The sequence below is a fragment of the Pseudomonas sp. EA_5y_Pfl2_R50 genome (genome assembly GCF_963970475.1).
Taxonomy (GTDB): Bacteria; Pseudomonadota; Gammaproteobacteria; order Pseudomonadales; family Pseudomonadaceae; genus Aquipseudomonas.
Window position 1 is genome coordinate 422,175 of the sequence record NZ_CAXAPT010000001.1, and the last position, 16,572, is coordinate 438,746.

The 16,572-nt window shown below is 59.5% G+C and carries 13 protein-coding genes; 3 read left to right on the forward strand and 10 right to left on the reverse strand.

What is annotated here, in order from left to right; translation table 11 throughout:
* Positions 1-8 precede the first annotated feature (8 nt).
* Entirely contained in the window at positions 9-1,196 is a 1,188-nt protein-coding gene (locus AACY19_RS01890) for an efflux RND transporter periplasmic adaptor subunit (protein ID WP_339447383.1), read from the reverse strand.
* Positions 1,197-1,245: 49 nt separating this feature from the next.
* Complete coding sequence (locus tag AACY19_RS01895; RefSeq protein WP_339447385.1) at positions 1,246-2,493, reverse strand: TolC family protein; 1,248 nt, start codon at positions 2,491-2,493, stop codon at positions 1,246-1,248.
* Between the two features lie 411 nt (positions 2,494-2,904).
* Here AACY19_RS01895 and AACY19_RS01900 point away from each other — a divergent pair, with 411 nt between their 5' ends.
* Positions 2,905-3,579: a heavy metal response regulator transcription factor gene (locus AACY19_RS01900; protein ID WP_007920164.1), complete on the forward strand. Its 675-nt coding sequence runs from the start codon at positions 2,905-2,907 to the stop codon at positions 3,577-3,579.
* Entirely contained in the window at positions 3,576-5,009 is a 1,434-nt protein-coding gene (locus AACY19_RS01905) for a heavy metal sensor histidine kinase (RefSeq protein WP_339447387.1), read from the forward strand. Before AACY19_RS01900 ends, AACY19_RS01905 begins: the two co-directional genes overlap by 4 nt.
* A gap of 128 nt (positions 5,010-5,137) precedes the next feature.
* Here the strand turns inward: AACY19_RS01905 and AACY19_RS01910 are convergent, their stop codons facing one another.
* The 6 genes from AACY19_RS01910 to AACY19_RS01935 are packed head-to-tail and all read right to left on the reverse strand — an operon-like array spanning position 5,138 to position 11,088.
* Positions 5,138-6,880: an ABC transporter substrate-binding protein gene (locus tag AACY19_RS01910; RefSeq protein ID WP_339447389.1), complete on the reverse strand. Its 1,743-nt coding sequence runs from the start codon at positions 6,878-6,880 to the stop codon at positions 5,138-5,140.
* Between the two features lie 48 nt (positions 6,881-6,928).
* Positions 6,929-7,201, reverse strand: a complete 273-nt coding sequence (locus tag AACY19_RS01915; protein ID WP_339447391.1) for a DUF2160 domain-containing protein — start codon at positions 7,199-7,201, stop codon at positions 6,929-6,931.
* Between the two features lie 10 nt (positions 7,202-7,211).
* On the reverse strand, positions 7,212-8,012 hold the full coding sequence (locus tag AACY19_RS01920) for a carbohydrate ABC transporter permease (protein WP_123450806.1): 801 nt from the start codon (positions 8,010-8,012) through the stop codon (positions 7,212-7,214).
* Positions 8,013-8,021: 9 nt separating this feature from the next.
* Positions 8,022-8,888 carry a carbohydrate ABC transporter permease gene (locus tag AACY19_RS01925; RefSeq protein WP_007912484.1) on the reverse strand — a complete coding sequence of 289 codons (867 nt, stop codon included), beginning with the start codon at positions 8,886-8,888 and terminating at the stop codon, positions 8,022-8,024.
* Positions 8,885-9,994, reverse strand: coding sequence for an ABC transporter ATP-binding protein (locus tag AACY19_RS01930; protein WP_339447394.1), 1,110 nt, complete (start codon positions 9,992-9,994; stop codon positions 8,885-8,887). The genes AACY19_RS01925 and AACY19_RS01930 overlap by 4 nt, the downstream gene beginning before the upstream one ends.
* Complete coding sequence (locus tag AACY19_RS01935; RefSeq protein ID WP_122590316.1) at positions 9,994-11,088, reverse strand: ATP-binding cassette domain-containing protein; 1,095 nt, start codon at positions 11,086-11,088, stop codon at positions 9,994-9,996. Before AACY19_RS01935 ends, AACY19_RS01930 begins: the two co-directional genes overlap by 1 nt.
* A gap of 321 nt (positions 11,089-11,409) precedes the next feature.
* On the opposite strand from AACY19_RS01935, the gene AACY19_RS01940 reads away from it, so the two are divergent.
* Positions 11,410-13,248 (forward strand): sigma-54-dependent Fis family transcriptional regulator, encoded by a 1,839-nt coding sequence (locus AACY19_RS01940; RefSeq protein ID WP_339447397.1) that lies wholly within the window; start codon positions 11,410-11,412, stop codon positions 13,246-13,248.
* A 124-nt stretch (positions 13,249-13,372) separates the two neighbouring features.
* On the opposite strand, the gene cysS is transcribed toward AACY19_RS01940, so the two are convergent.
* Entirely contained in the window at positions 13,373-14,755 is a 1,383-nt protein-coding gene (gene cysS, locus AACY19_RS01945; protein WP_077573639.1) for a cysteine--tRNA ligase, read from the reverse strand.
* 21 nt (positions 14,756-14,776) lie between these two features.
* Complete coding sequence (locus tag AACY19_RS01950) at positions 14,777-16,474, reverse strand: glutamine--tRNA ligase/YqeY domain fusion protein (protein ID WP_339447402.1); 1,698 nt, start codon at positions 16,472-16,474, stop codon at positions 14,777-14,779.
* Positions 16,475-16,572 lie beyond the last annotated feature (98 nt).

The following is a 16,572-nucleotide window of genomic DNA, read 5'->3' on the forward strand; positions in this document are numbered from 1 at the left end:
TTCCAGAATTAATGACTGTGCTCGGCTGAGGCTTTGCCCAGCTCCGACTTGAGGACGAAGCTGCCGGCGCTGGCGACTTGCACGCCCGGTTCCAGGCCTTGAGTGATTTCCACATGGCCGGCGGCGCGACTGCCCAGCTCTACCGCGCGAGCTTCAAAGCCGTCGTCGGTACGCACGAACACCGTGGGTTTGTCCTCGACGGTCTGGATCGCGGATTCCGGTACGGCGACTTTCGCTTCGCGGCTGTCGGTGGCGACCAGTGCGGTGACGAACAGACCGGGGCGCCATGAGCCTTGGGGGTTTTCCAAGGTGACGCGAACCGTTGCGGTACGAGTCTGTTCACCGAGCAAACTGCCGACGTAAGCCACGCTGCCGACCACTTCAGCGTTCAGTTCGGGGGCGCTGACAGTGACCGCTTTGCCTACTTGAACCTTGTTCAGATCCTTCGGTGAAACGCCGAACGTCACCCACACTCGCGACAGATCCGAGAGCGTGAACGCCGCTGTGCTTTCATCGACCACCTCGCCCGGCGTCAGATGCTTTTCCACCACCACGCCATCGAACGGCGCGCGCAATTCATAGCGATTGCCGCCGGTGGCGACCACGCTGCCGCTGAGCACGCTGATTTTTTGTCGGGCGTTGCTCACGGCGATTTCGGCTTCTTGCAGTGCTTGGCGCGCCTGGAGAAAATCCTGTTCGGCAGAGATCTTGTCCTGCCAGAGCTTTTTCTCGCGTTCGTAGGTGGTGCGCGCCAATGCCAAACGGCGCTGCGCGGCGGCCTGCTCGCTGCGTTGATCGGAGATCTGCTGACTGGCGATCACCGCCAGCAACTGATCCTTCTTCACCGTTTGCCCGAGGTTGACCGCCACCGCCTCGACCACACCCGGCACGCGCGGCACGACGTGGGCGGTGCGGTCTTCGTCGAAGCGCACTTCGCCGGGGAACGGCAGGTCGCGGCTGATGTTTTGCGCCCGTGCTTCGGCGAGCTGGATACCGGCGGCGGTGATTTGCTCGGCGCTCAGTTCGATGTGGCCTTCTTCGGAATGTTCAGCCGCTGCGCCTTCTTCAGCGTGATCGGCATGTTCGGCTGCCTCATCGGCATGGGCATCGATGCTTGCATCGCCCGCCCACATCGAGCCGATACCAATGCCCAGCGCCAACGTCGCCACCGCGACCACCATCAGTTTTTTATCCATGGAAGCTCCTCTGCGCCGTACCTGCGCGCAGTGTTGTGAAAGGTGAAATTCAAGGGCTGACGGCGAGCTCGCCGAAGATCCGTTCAATGCGTACACGGGCGTCGGTCGCCTCGCTGACGGCCTGGATGTATTGGCTACGCGCGGCGATCAGCGTGCGCTGGGCGTCGAGTACATCGAGGAAGCCGAACTTGCCCATTTCGAAACCACGGGTGGCGCTGTCGACCGCACTTTGCGCCGCAGGCAGGATGGTCTGGTTGAATGCCTTTACCTCGCCGTTGGCGGTCTGCCATTGCTCGAGGCTGGTCTGGATTTCGGTGCGCAAACGCAGTTCGGTGGCGTTGCGCAGATCCCGCGCCTGATCGGTTCGGCGCGCGGCGGCGAGCACATTGCCCTGATTGCGGTTGAACAGCGGAATCGGCATCGACAGGCCGACCAGGTTGACGCGTTCGCGCTCGGTTTCACTGTATTGACTGCCGATGCTCACGGTGAGGTCGGGGATGCGCTGGGACTTTTCCAGGCCCAACGATGCTTCACGCTGATCGATCTGCAGTTTGGCTAGACGCAGTTCGGCGGTCTCGTTCAAGCGCTCGAGCAATCGTGTCGGTGGAGGGACGTCCGGCATGCTTTGCGTGGGTGCCTGCACCTTGGTCGATGTCGGCAACGGCGCGCCCATGACTTGCGCCAATTGTTGGTACGCGGTGGCCTGATCGCGCTCTGCCCGGCTCAATTCAAGGCGCACTTCCGAGAACTGCACTTGCGCGCGCGTGCCTTCGACCGGTGATGATTTACCTGCTTCGATGCGCCCTTGCGCCACACGCACACCGTGCTCGGCCAATTGCAGCGACTGGCGAGACAGTTGCAGGCGCTGTTGCGCGGTTTGCGCGCTGTTGAACGCCTGAATCACATCGGCACGCAAGGCATTGCGTTTGCGCTCCAGTTCAATCCCGGCGGCATCTTGTGCGCGGCTGGCGACATCGATCCGCGCGCCGCGTTTGCCACCCAGTTCGACCGGTTGGCTGAGCATCACTGTGGTGGTGCGCGACTCGCGGCGAGTGTCTTCGGCTTCCCACGACACCTCGGGGTTGGGGATCAGACCGGCCTGTTGGCGGTCACCTTCGGCAATGCCGATTTCCCATTGCGCGGCGGCTAAATCAGGGTTGCTGGCGAAGGCGCTTTGCAGGGCTTGATCCAGCGTCAGGGTCGAGGCATTTGCCACGCTGGCACTGACCAACAACAGCAGGCCGCTGGCGGTATTTTGCAGGCGTGATCGCGCCGTAAGTTCAATTAAGCCGGGCAATGGCAGACTTCCTTTATTCAAGAATCTTTGATGCCGCCACGGTAGGGTTTTGAACTTATCGACAAGGTGACTGGAACATTACAAATCCGTTATCCACGGTTTGCACAAGTTGTTTTGATCTACGATGCGGAGCGCGAACAGCGTTGTAGTAATACATCGAAACAAATGCTCTGTAGTTATCCGCCGAACAGTACTTGCCGGAATCAAAGCTGCAGGAATTTCGATCTTTATGCTGCGACAGGCTGTCGCAGAACGCCGATTTAAAGCCGCCAAGCGTTGACTCTGTAGTCACTACAGCCTTTACCGTGCACGCCATTCATTGATTTAACTCCGTCCGGAAGTCCTTACAAAAACAACAACTATCCCGGCCACCTTAATTACATACCGATTAAATAAAAGTGGTGAAAGATCATGCGAATCCTTGTCGTCGAGGACGAGCTTAAAGCTGCCGAATACTTGCATCAGGGCTTGACCGAAAGTGGCTATGTCGTTGACCACGCCGCCACCGGTGCCGATGGCCTGCATCTGGCGCAACAGCAGGCCTATGACCTGATTATTCTCGACGTAAACCTGCCGGAACTGGATGGCTGGGGCGTGCTGGAACAACTGCGTCGCACCCACTCCACACGGGTGATGATGCTCACCGCGCGCGGGCGTCTGGCCGACAAGATTCGTGGCCTGGATCTGGGCGCCGACGATTATCTGGTCAAGCCGTTCGAATTTCCCGAACTGCTGGCGCGAGTGCGCACCTTGATGCGTCGCAGCGAGAACATCCCGGTGCCGCAGGTGCTGAAAGTCGCTGATCTGGAACTCGATCCGGGCCGCCATCGCGCATTTCGTGGTGCGCAGCGTATCGACCTGACCACCAAGGAGTTCGCCCTGCTGCATTTGCTGATGCGCCAGTCCGGTGAAGTGCTGACGCGCACACAAATTATCTCGCTGGTGTGGGATATGAATTTCGATTGCGACACCAACGTGGTCGAAGTGTCGATCCGCCGTTTGCGGGCGAAGATCGACGACCCGTTCGACAGCAAACTGATTCACACCCTGCGCGGTGTCGGTTATGTGCTGGAGGCGCGGGAATGAAGCCCTCCAGCCTGTCGATGCGTCTCGGTTTGACGGTGAGTATTCTCGGCGCGCTGTTGGTGGTGTTCCTGGCGATCCTTGCCTATTTCGCGTTGACCCATGAACTGAACGCGCTATCGCGCGACAGTCTTGAGAAGAAAATGGCGCAGGTCGAACACAGCTTGTCGCTGTACATCGACGCCAATGAAATCAGCGGCAAACCGCACATTTTGCTCGATCAGGTCATGGGCCATGACAACCTCACTTTGACGATCTATGACCGCTTGAACCGGCGCTCGCCGCTGCTCAAGTCCGGTAGCGGTTTGACTGATCCACGGGTTGAATTGAAAGCGGTGCGGGCGACCACTGATCAATTGACTTACTCCGACAGCATCGATGCCGAAGGGGCCAAATACCTCACCGTGTCCAAGCTGATTCGTCTCAAGGACGGCAACAGCGTGCCGGTGCTGCTGTCGATGGACAACGCCCATGATCAGGCCTTGCTCAGCGCCTATCTGCGCTCGACGCTGATTGCCTTGCCGTTGTTGCTGGTGTTCATCGGCTTGACCGCGTGGGGCGCGGTGCAGCGTGGGTTAGCGCCGCTGCGTGAGTTTCGCAAAGTGGCGGCAATGGTCTCGACCCAGGACCTGGAACATCGATTGTCCGTGGTGAACATGCCGCAGGAATTGAGTGAACTGGCGCAAGGCATCAACTTCATGCTGCATCGGCTGGATGCCGGGGTGCAGCAGTTGTCGCAGTTCTCCGATGACCTGGCGCATGAACTGCGCACGCCGATCAATAACCTGATGGGCAAGGCGCAGGTGACCTTGTCCCGCGAGCGCACGACCGAGGAATACAAGGACGTGCTGGTGTCGTGCACCGAGGAACTGGAACGTGTGGCGCGGATTGTCTCGGACATGTTGTTTCTGGCGCAGGTCAGTCATCCGTCGGCGCTGACGCCGTTTGAAGCGGTGGCACTGGAGGTTGAAGTGGCGAACGTCGCCGAGATGTTTTCGTTGTCGGCGCAGGACAAGGATATTCATTTGAATGTCATTGGCAGCGCACAGGTGATGGGCGATCGGTTGATGATTCAGCGGGCTATTTCCAATCTGCTGTCCAACGCATTGCGTCATTGCCCGAACGGGAAAACCGTGACGCTGATGATTGAACAGAGTGCGACGCAGGCATCCCTGCTGGTCAGCAACCCCGGCGCCGGGATTGAGGCGCAACATCTGCCACATCTGTTCGACCGCTTCTACCGAGTCGACAGCAGCCGCTCGCGCTCGCAGGGCAGCACGGGATTGGGGCTGGCGATCGTGCGCTCGATCATGAGCCTGCATCAGGGCGTGGCGGAGGTGAAGAGTTTGCCGGGGGCGATGACCGTGTTCAGGCTTGGGTTTCCTGCGGTGCCGCCCATTGCCCCTTCGCTTGCAGGCAAGCTCCCACGGTGATTTCGGGGTACTCAGTTTTTGTGAACACCACTGAAACCTGTGGGAGCTTGCCTGCAAGCGAAAGCGCTAGATCAGGCAACAAAGAAAACGGCACCTTCCGGTGCCGTTCGCTTTTCACAGTTCCGCTATCACTTACGTGCATCCGCCCACGATTTCAGCAGTTCGTTGTAGCTCACGGTCTCGCCTTTCGGCTTCTCGTTCGCCAATTTCGGTTTCGGTGCGCCCGGCTGATCAAACCAGTATTGCGCATCGCGCTCCGGGTTCATCTTAGGTGCGCAAACGGCCTGGGCCTTGGAGCGTTCCAGGCGTGTCATGATCGCGTCCTGATCCTTGGCCAAACCGTCGAGCGCCTGTTGCGGGGTCTTCTCACCGCTGGCCGCTTCGGCGATGTGGCTCCACCACAATTGCGCCAGACGCGGATAGTCCGGCACGTTGGTACCGGTCGGCGACCATTGCACGCGGGCCGGGCTGCGATAGAACTCAACCAGACCACCCAGTTTCGGCGCCAGATCGGTCATCGCCTGCGAGTTGATATCCGACTCGCGAATCGGCGTCAGACCGACGATGGTTTTCTTCAGCGACACGGTTTTCGAGGTCACAAACTGCGCGTACAGCCACGCCGCAAGCTTCTGTTTCTCAGGCGTGGACTTCATGAATGTCCAGGAGCCCACATCCTGATAACCGAGCTTCATGCCCTCTTCCCAGTACGGGCCTTTAGGCGACGGCGCCATGCGCCACTTCGGCGTGCCGTCGGCGTTGACCACCGGCAGGCCCGGTTTGGTCATGTCGGCGGTGAATGCGGTGTACCAGAAAATCTGCTGAGCGATATTGCCCTGCGACGGCACCGGCCCCGACTCGGAGAAGGTCATGCCCGCCGCTTCCGGTGGCGCGTACTTCTTCAGCCAGTCGACATACTTGGTCGTGGCGAATACCGCCGCCGGACCATTGGTGTCGCCGCCACGGGTCACGCTGGAGCCGACCGGGTGGCAGTCCTCGACACGAATCCCCCACTCGTCCACCGGCAAACCGTTGGGCAGGCCCTTGTCGCCGCCACCGGCCATGGAAAACCAGGCATCGGTGAAACGCCAGCCCAGCGACGGATCTTTCTTGCCGTAGTCCATGTGGCCGTAAACGCGTTTGCCGTCGATTTCCTTGACGTCTTCGCTGAAGAATTTGGCGATGTCTTCATAGGCCGACCAGTTCACCGGCACGCCCAATTCGTAGCCGTACTTTTCCTTGAATCTGGCTTTCAGGTCGGCGCGCTCGAACCAGTCGGCACGAAACCAGTACAGGTTGGCAAACTGCTGGTCAGGCAATTGATAGATCTTGCCGTCCGGCGCGGTGGTGAACGAGATGCCGATGAAGTCCTTGAGGTCGAGGGTCGGCGAGGTGAAGTTTTTGCCTTCGTTGGCCATCAGGTCGGTGATCGATTCGGTCTTGCCGTAGCGAAAGTGCGTACCGATCAGGTCGGAGTCGTTGACCCAGCCGTCATAGATATTCTTGTCGGACTGCATCACCGTCTGCATTTTCTCGACCACGTCACCTTCTTGCAGAAGGTCGTGGGTGAGCTTGATCCCGGTGATTTCGCTAAAGGCCTTGGCGAGCACTTTCGACTCGTATTCGTGGGTGGTCAGGGTCTCGGAAACGACCTTGATGTCCATGCCGCGAAACGGCTCAGCCGCCTTGATGAACCACTTCAGTTCTTCGAGCTGTTGCTCGGCCGTCAGGGTCGACGGTTTGAATTCACTGCCGATCCATTTTTTCGCCGCGTCTTCGTAGGCATCCGCCCACGCGGCGGCGCTCAAACCGCTGAGAGCCAGCATGGCTGCCAATGAAATGCTATGTCGCAGCTTATTGTTTTTGTCGAACATAGAGACCTCCTGTTTAGGATTTCGGAGCACGGTTGCCGAATGACTCGACTAGCCCCAACGCATCACAGCCAACAGCCACACCAGGGACAACGCGGACGCCCCCCAGATGCTCCAGTCGGTAGCGCCGATGACCAGCAAATGCAGGTAGGCGCTGCCGAGAAGACCGATAAACAAGCGATCACCACGGGTGGTGGCAATCGGCAGAAAACCTCGCCGCAGGATGCTCGGCGAGCGCAACTCCCATGTCGTCATACCCACCAGAATCAGGCCGATGACGATGAAGAAAACTGCGGTAGGTGTAGTCCAGCTCATCCATTCCATCATCAACCCCTCAGACCCGACCGAGGGCAAAGCCCTTGGCCACATGGTTGCGAACAAACCAGATCACCAGCATGCCCGGCAGGATGGTCAACACCCCCGCCGCTGCCAGCACGCCCCAGTCGATACCCGACGCCGACACCGTGCGGGTCATCACCGCCGCAATCGGTTTGGCATTCACCGAGGTCAAGGTGCGCGCAAGCAGTAGTTCGACCCAGGAAAACATGAAGCAGAAAAACGCCGTGACACCGATGCCGGAGCCGATCAGCGGGATGAAAATCTTCACGAAGAACTTGGGAAAACTGTAGCCGTCGATGTAGGCGGTTTCGTCGATCTCCTTGGGCACGCCAGACATGAAGCCTTCCAGAATCCACACCGCCAACGGCACGTTAAACAAGCAGTGTGCCAGGGCCACGGCGATGTGCGTGTCGAACAGACCAATCGACGAATACAACTGAAAGAACGGCAGCAAGAACACCGCCGGTGGCGCCATGCGGTTGGTCAGCAGCCAGAAGAACAGGTGCTTGTCGCCGAGAAAGCGATAACGCGAAAACGCATACGCCGCCGGCAACGCCACACTCAGCGAGATCACCGTGTTGAGGCTGACGTAATACAGCGAGTTGATGTAGCCGCTGTACCAGCTCGGGTCGGTGAAGATCACCTTGTAGTTCGCCAGCGTAAAGTCCTGTGGGAAAAGGGTCAGGCCGCCGAGGATTTCGGTGTTGCTCTTGAATGACATGTTCAGCAGCCAGTAGATCGGCACCAGCAGGAACAGGATGTACACCAGCAGCGGAATAAGCTTTCTCTTGCTCATGGCCGGGCCTCAGCGGTTGGCGTCGGAGTGCGTCATGGCGGTATAGAACAGCCAGGACACCAACAGGATGATCAGGAAGTACACCAGCGAAAACGCCGCTGCCGGACCAAGGTCGAATTGCCCTACGGCCATCTGCGTCAACGTCTGACTCAAGAAGGTCGTGGCGTTACCCGGCCCGCCACCGGTGAGCACGAACGGCTCGGTGTAGATCATGAAACTGTCCATGAAGCGCAGCATCACCGCGATCAGCAGCACGCTCTTCAGTTTGGGCAACTGAATGTGCCGAAATACCGCCCAGGCCGAGGCGCGGTCGATGCGCGCCGCCTGGTAATACACATCAGGAATGGCGCGCAGCCCGGAGAAACACAGCAGCGCCACCAGCGACGTCCAGTGCCAGACGTCCATCACCAGCACCGTCACCCAGGCGTCCATGGTGTTGGCCGCGTAGTTGTAGCTGATGCCCATCGCGTTGAGGCTCGATCCCAGCAAACCGATGTCGGCACGGCCAAAAATCTGCCAGATCGTGCCGACCACGTTCCATGGGATCAGCAGCGGAATCGCCAGAATGATCAGCACCACTGAGGACCAGCGGCCCTTGGTCGGCATGGTCAACGCGACGGCAATACCCAGCGGGATTTCAATCAGCAACACGCACGCGGAGTAGATGAACTGGCGCAGCAACGAGTCGTGCAGGCGAGGATCGAGCAGCACTTGCTTGTACCAGTCGGCGCCGACGAAGTAGCGGCTGGACTGGTCGAAGATGTCCTGCACCGAATAGTTGACCACGGTCATCATCGGGATCACCGCGCTGAACGCCACCAGCAGAAACACCGGCAACACCAGCCACCAGGCCTTGTTGTTCTGCACCTTGTTCATGGCTGCACCTCATCATCGGCTTCAAGCAGAAACTCATCGGCATAAACCATCAGCCACTGCGCCGGAAAACTGATGTACGCCGTGCCCTGCGGCACCGGTTTGTCTTCGGCCAGACGTACTTTCAGCGGCGCGCCATCGAGGTCGAGGGTCATGATCTTGTAGGTGCCGAGGTCTTCGACGTGTACGACCTTTGCCTGCATCGCGTCATCAAAAGGCTCGTCCCACACATGAATGAACTCGGGACGGATGCCGACCTTCAGATTTTTCCACTGGCCGTGTTCGATATGGCGCTGCATGGCGTCGGACAACGGCAGGTGCGTGGAGGCGAAACCGACACCACCAGGCTGCGGCTGCACCTCGATCAGGTTCATGCCCGGGCTGCCAATGAAGTAGCCGACGAAGGTGTGGCTCGGCCGCTCGAACAATTCCCGTGGCGTGCCGAACTGGACGATCTGGCCGCCGTACATCACCGCGATCTTGTCGGCGAAGGTCGAGGCTTCCAGTTGATCGTGGGTGACGTAGACCATGGTGATGTTGAACTGCTCGTGGATCTGCTTGAGCTTGCGCCGCAGCTTCCATTTCAGGTGCGGGTCGATCACCGTCAACGGTTCGTCGAACAGGATTGCCGAAACGTCGTCACGGACCAGGCCACGGCCCATGGAGACTTTCTGTTTTTCGTCGGCGGTGAGGTTGCGCGCCTTCTTGCTCAGCAGGTTTTGCAGGTCGAGGACTTCGGCGATTTCCTGCACTTTGCTGTGCACTTTCGCCTCGGCCATGCCCTGATTGCGCAGGGGAAACGCAAGGTTATCGAACACGGTCATGGTGTCGTAGACCACCGGAAACTGGAAAACCTGAGCGATGTTGCGCTTCTCCGGCGTGAGGTCGTTGACCGCTTTGCCGTCGAACAGCACATGGCCCTGCGAGGGGCTGAGCAGGCCGGAAATGATGTTGAGCAAGGTCGACTTGCCGCAACCGGAGGGACCGAGCAAAGCGTAAGCGCCGCCCTGTTCCCAGACGTGATCCATCTCGCGGATCGCGTAATCCTCCGCGACGCTCGGGGTTTTGCTGTAGCTGTGGGCGAGGTGCTGCAAACGGATTTCGGCCATCAGGCAACCCTCGCGACACGCCGGCCCGGTGCTTGCACCAGACGGCCCTGCGCATCGAAAACGAACAGTTTGTGGGTCGGGATGTAGATACGAATCGGCGCGTCGACGTCGTATTCGTGAACGCCGGGCAAATGCAGCACCAGCAGGAAATGCTCGTTGCGCACATGCAGGAAGGTTTCCGAACCGCTGATTTCGGCGACCTCTACAGTGACCGCCAGTTCGAGGTCGTCATCGTTGCTTGGCACCAGCGAGATGTGGCTGGGGCGCACGCCGAAGCGGAACTCGCCCTCGCCCACCGGGCGCAGATCGACGTTCAACGGAAAGTGTACGAAGTTGGCAAAACTCACTTCATTGCCGGCGATGCGACCGGGCATCAGGTTGATCGGCGGCTCGGAGAACAATTCCGCCGCCAGCACCGTTTGCGGCTGGTGATACACCGAGGTCGACGGGCCGCTCTGGATCACTCGGCCTTCGTGAAGAATGGTGGTGGTGCCGCCGAGTGCCAGCGCTTCGTTGGGTTCGGTGGTGGCGTAGATGGCGATGGTGTGGCGTGCCTTGAACAGCTCGCGCATTTCCTGGCGCAGCTCTTCGCGCAGTTTGTAATCGAGGTTGACCAGCGGCTCATCGAACAGAATCAGCTCTGCGTCCTTGACCAGCGCGCGGGCCATGGCGGTGCGCTGCTGCTGGCCGCCGGACAGCTCTAGCGGATAGCGCTGCAAGAACTTCTCGATGCGCAGCATGCGCGCGGTTTCCTGCACTTTGCTGTGGATGATCTCTTTCGACACTCCGGCCTGACGCAGCGGCGAGGCGATGTTCTCGAACACGGTCATGGTCGGGTAGTTGATGAACTGCTGATAGACCATCGAGACGTTGCGCAAACGCACCGGTCGTTGGGTGACGTCGACGCCGTTCATCAGGATGCGGCCGCTGTCGGGCTTGTCCAGACCGGCCATTAAACGCATCAGACTGGTTTTGCCGGACAGCGTGCGGCCGAGCAAAACGTTGAAGGAACCGGGTTCGAATTTCAGGCACGCATCGTCGATCCAGGTCTGGCCTTCGACGGTGCGGCTGACGTGCTCCAGGGTGAGTGACATGGCTCGGCCTTTTTATTATTGGAGTCAAGCGACCTGTGCACAGGAGCGACTTTCGTGCCAGAAATGGCAAGTGATTGATTTGTCGTGAAAATCGTTAAACACGCGAGGATATGGCGTTCATTGCTGAACACATTTGAACAGTTGGGCGATTGACAATGAACAAGAGTGAACAACACTCTATGAACGCTTTTTGCCCTGTCTCGAATGCGAAAGAGATCCCTTGTGGGAGCGAGCTTGCTCGCTCCCACAAGGGGATTTGTGTCGTTTCAAAGACCGGGTTCATAACAACAATAAAAATCGCTGCATCAGAGGCTGACTGTCATGGTCGCACCCGTCCCGCCGCTGTCCCACGACGCCATCGTTCAGAGTTCCTGGCAACGTTGCCGGGCGTTCGGTCTCGACCACCAGAGCACGCCCGCGTTTGATCAACTGCCTGCGACCGGCATCGCGCAATTGCTCGAGCGTCATCACTCGCTGGTGCAAACCACGCACCAGGAAGTCCTGCCCTACTACGACAACATCCTGAGCAACTCCAACTGCCTGATCATGCTCGCCGACCATCAGGGCCAGGTGCTGACGTCCTGGGGCACGCAACGCTTTATCGAACCGAACCTCGCGCGGGGGTTTCAGGCCGGGGCCAGCTGGATGGAGCGCTGCAGCGGCACCAATGCCATCGGCACGGCGCTGGCCTGTGAACAGGCGGTGCATATCGAACACGACGAACACTTTCTCAAGGCCAACCGCTTCATGACCGGTTCCGCCGCGCCGATTTTCGACGCCGAACGCAAGGTCATTGCGGTGCTTGATGTCTCAAGCGACAGCTATCTGCCGCCCTCACACACGCTGGGCATGGTCAAGATGATGAGCCAGACGGTGGAAAACCGGCTGATCCTCAACCTGTTCCATGGCCAGCACTTTCAACTGACGTTCAACACCGGTTTGAACAACCTCGACAGCCAATGGGCCGGGCTGCTGATCTTTGATGAGAGCGGACAAGTGCTGTCGGCCAATCGCCGTGCCGATAATCTGCTTGGCGTGCGTTTGTCGCGGGTCAGCGTTGAGAGCCTGTTCAAAGTGTCGCTGCTGGAATTGATCAATCAGCCCGACGGGTTGCCGTTTGCCTTGCAGACCTCTGGGCGTAACCGTTTTCAATGTTTGTTGAAGCGGCCGAAACAGGCGTCGATTCAACCGCGCGTTTTTGCGGCTGAACCCAAAACCGCCGCGCCCACCGCCATCAGCCTCAACACCCTGCACTGGGGCGACAGTCGCGTGGAAAAAGCCGTGCGGCAGGCGGAACGCTTACTGGAGAAAGACATTCCGTTGCTGATCCACGGCGAAACCGGGGTCGGCAAGGAAGTCTTCGTCAAAGCCCTGCATCAGGCCAGCTCACGGAGCAATCAAGCGTTTATCGCCGTGAACTGCGCGGCGATCCCCGCCGAACTGGTCGAGTCGGAACTGTTCGGCTACGAGAAAGGCGCATTCACCGGCGCCAACCAGAAAGGCAGCATCGGCCTGATTCGCAAGGCGGACAAAGGCACATTGTTCCTCGATGAAATCGGCGACATGCCATTGCCGACTCAGGCGCGGTTGTTGCGGGTGTTGCAGGAGCGTTGCGTGCAACCGGTGGGCAGCAGCGAGTTGTTCCCGGTGGACTTGCGGATCATTTCGGCGACCAACCGATCTCTGCGAGAGCAAGTGCAGTTGGGGCGGTTTCGTGAGGATTTGTACTACCGCATTGGCGGGCTGACGCTGGAACTGCCGCCGCTGCGCGAGCGCAGTGACAAGGAGGCATTGTTCAAGCGGCTATGGGAGCAGCATCGTGAGCCGACGCAATGGGCGGGGTTGAGCCAGGAGGTGCTGGAGTTGTTCAGCCGTCATCCGTGGCCGGGGAATCTGAGGCAAGTCAGCAGCGTGATGCAGGTGGCGCTGGCGATGGCTGAGGAGCAGCCGGTCAGGCCTGAGCATTTGCCGGATGATTTTTTTGTCGATCTGGAGATGGAACCGGTTGAGGGCGCGGCGCCGTTGGGGCTGGATCTGAATGATGTTGAGGCGTTGAACCGGGAGTTGAAGGCTTCCGGGGGGAATATTTCCCATCTGGCGCGGCGATTGGGTGTTAGCCGCAATACGCTCTATAAGCGGTTGCGGCAGATTGAAGGTTGAGTGAACCCCGTTCCCCTCATCGGAACGCCACCCGCCCAGCCCTCTACCTCTGGGAGAGGGCTGTTCTTCGCAGCCAAAACAAAACCCGCACAAGGCGGGTTTTGTTTTAAACCAGATAAAGCAATCAGTCAGCCAGACGCCAGGTCGTCCCACCCTTGCCATCTTCCAGCACCACGCCCATGGCAGTGAGCTGATCGCGGATACGGTCGGATTCAGCCCAATCCTTGCCCGCCCGCGCCGCCAGACGCGCAGCAATCAGCGCATCAACCTCAGCCGCATCGACTCGCCCTTCGGCGCCCGCCTGCAGGAAGTCGTCCGCCTCCAACTGCAACACACCCAGCACGCTCGCCAGCTCTTTCAGACGCGCCGCCAGGCCCGCCGCGGCATCAAGATCGCTCTCGCGCAGGCGGTTGATCTCACGCACCATCTCAAACAGCACCGCGCAGGCTTCCGGCGTACCGAAGTCGTCGTTCATCACCGTGGTGAAACGCTCGACGAAGGCTTCGCCGCCGGCAGGTGCGACGTTCGGCAGGCCTTTCAACGCGTGGTAGAAACGTTCGAGTGCGCCTTTGGCGTCCTTGAGGTTGTCTTCCGAGTAGTTGATCGCGCTGCGGTAGTGGCTCGACACCAGCAGGTAACGCACGACTTCCGGGTGGTACTTTTCCAGCACGTCGCGAATGGTGAAGAAGTTGTTCAACGACTTGGACATCTTCTCGCCATTGATGCGGATCATGCCGCAATGCATCCACGCGTTGGCGTAGGTCTTGCCGGTGGCCGCTTCGCTCTGGGCGATTTCGTTTTCGTGGTGCGGGAACTCAAGGTCGCTGCCACCGCCATGAATGTCGAAGGTCTCGCCGAGGCAGCAGGTGGACATCACCGAGCACTCGATATGCCAGCCCGGACGCCCGGCGCCCCACGGCGATTCCCAGCTCGGCTCGCCCGGTTTGGCGGCTTTCCACAGCACGAAGTCCAACGGGTCCTGTTTCGACTCGTCAACCTCGATACGAGCGCCGATGCGCAAGTCTTCGATTTTCTTGCGCGACAGCTTGCCGTAGCCCATGAATTTGGCGACGCGGTAGTACACGTCGCCATTGCCCGGAGCGTAGGCGTAACCCTTGTCGATCAGGGTCTGGATCATCGCGTGCATGCCCGGAATGTGATCCGTGGCGCGCGGTTCCATGTCCGGCTTCTTGATGTTCAGGCGCGCTTCGTCTTCGTGCATCGCGGCGATCATGCGCTCGGTCAACGCTTCGAACGACTCACCGTTCTCGTTGGCGCGGTTGATGATCTTGTCGTCGATGTCGGTGATGTTGCGCACGTAGGTCAGGTCGTAACCGCTGAACCGCAACCAGCGGGTCACCAGGTCGAACGCGACCATGCTGCGGCCGTGGCCGAGGTGGCAGTAGTCGTACACGGTCATCCCGCAGACGTACATGCGCACCTTGTTGCCATCCAGCGGCTTGAAGACTTCTTTGCTCTTGGTGAGCGTGTTGTAGATCGTTAGCACGTTATTTCCTTTGACGCTGAATCACTGGCCCCACGAATCACGCAGGGTCACGGTACGGTTGAATACCGGCTGACCTGGTTTCGAGTCTTTCAGATCGGCGACGAAGTAACCTTCGCGCTCGAACTGGAAACGGTCTTCCGGCTGTGCATTGCCAAGCGATGGCTCAGCACGACAACCGGTCAGCACTTGCAGTGAGTCAGGGTTGATGTTGTCGAGGAAACTGGCGCTGTCTTCGGCCTTCTCCGGGTTGGCCGAACGGAACAGACGATCATACAGACGCACTTCGCACTCGACGCTGGCGGCGGCCGGCACCCAGTGGATCACGCCTTTGACCTTGCGCCCTTCCGGGTTCTTGCCCAAGGTGTCCGGGTCGTAGGAGCAACGTAGCTCGACGATGTTGCCGTCGGCGTCCTTGATCGCTTCGTCGGCACGGATCACGTAGCTGCCGCGCAGACGCACTTCACCGGCTGGCTCCAGGCGCTTGTAGCCTTTTGGCGGCTCTTCCATGAAGTCGTCGCGGTCGATGTAGATTTCCCGGGCGAATGGCAAGGCGCGCACGCCCATGTCTTCTTTCGGGTGGCGCGGCAGTTCGAGGTTTTCGACCTGGCCTTCCGGGTAGTTGGTGATCACCACTTTCAGCGGACGCAGTACGCACATGGCGCGCGGCGCGGTCTGGTCGAGGTCGTCACGGATGCTGAATTCGAGCATGCCGAAGTCAACCACGCCATCGGAACGGTTGGTGCCGACCATTTCGCAGAAGTTGCGAATCGATTTCGGTGTGTAGCCACGGCGGCGGAAGCCCGACAGCGTGGACATGCGCGGATCGTCCCAGCCATTGACGTGCTTTTCATCAACCAGTTGCTTGAGCTTGCGCTTGCTGGTGATGGTGTAGTTGAGGTTCAGACGGCTGAATTCGTACTGACGCGGGTGCGCCGGCACTGGCAATGCGTCGAGGAACCACTCGTACAGCGGACGATGGCTTTCGAATTCCAGGGTGCAGATCGAGTGGGTAATGCCTTCGATGGCATCCGACTGACCGTGGGTGAAGTCGTAGTTCGGGTAGATGCACCACTTGTCACCGGTCTGGTGGTGATGCGCGTGGCGGATGCGGTACATGATCGGATCGCGCAGATTCATGTTCGGCGAGGCCATGTCGATCTTCGCACGCAGCACACGGGCGCCGTCCGGGAACTCACCGGCACGCATGCGGGCGAACCAGTCGAGGTTCTCTTCGACGGAGCGGTCGCGGAACGGACTGTTCTTGCCCGGCTCGGTCAGGCTGCCGCGGTATTCCTTGGCTTGCTCAGGCGTCAGGTCGTCGACGTAAGCCTTGCCGGCCTTGATCAACTCGACGGCCCAGTCGTGCAACTGGTCGAAATACTGCGAGGCATAGCGCACTTCGCCAGACCACTCGAAGCCCAGCCATTTGACGTCGCTTTCGATTGCGTCAATGTATTCCTGGTCTTCCTTGGCCGGGTTGGTGTCGTCGAAACGCAGGTGCGTGACGCCGCCGAACTCCTGGGCCAGGCCGAAGTTCACGCAGATCGACTTGGCGTGGCCGATGTGCAGGTAGCCGTTGGGCTCAGGCGGAAAACGGGTGACGATCTGCGTGTGCTTGCCCGAGTCCAGGTCTGCCTGGATGATCGGCCGCAGGAAATTGACCGGCACGGCAGGGCCGGACTTGGCATTCGAGGTAGGGTCGACAGTGGGCTTGCTCATAGGATCCTTGACTTACAGGTGCGCGGCCGCAGAGGGGCCAGACAAAACAAAGCCGCTATCATAGCCGATGCTGTCAAGGGGCTGACAGAGCGCGGCCT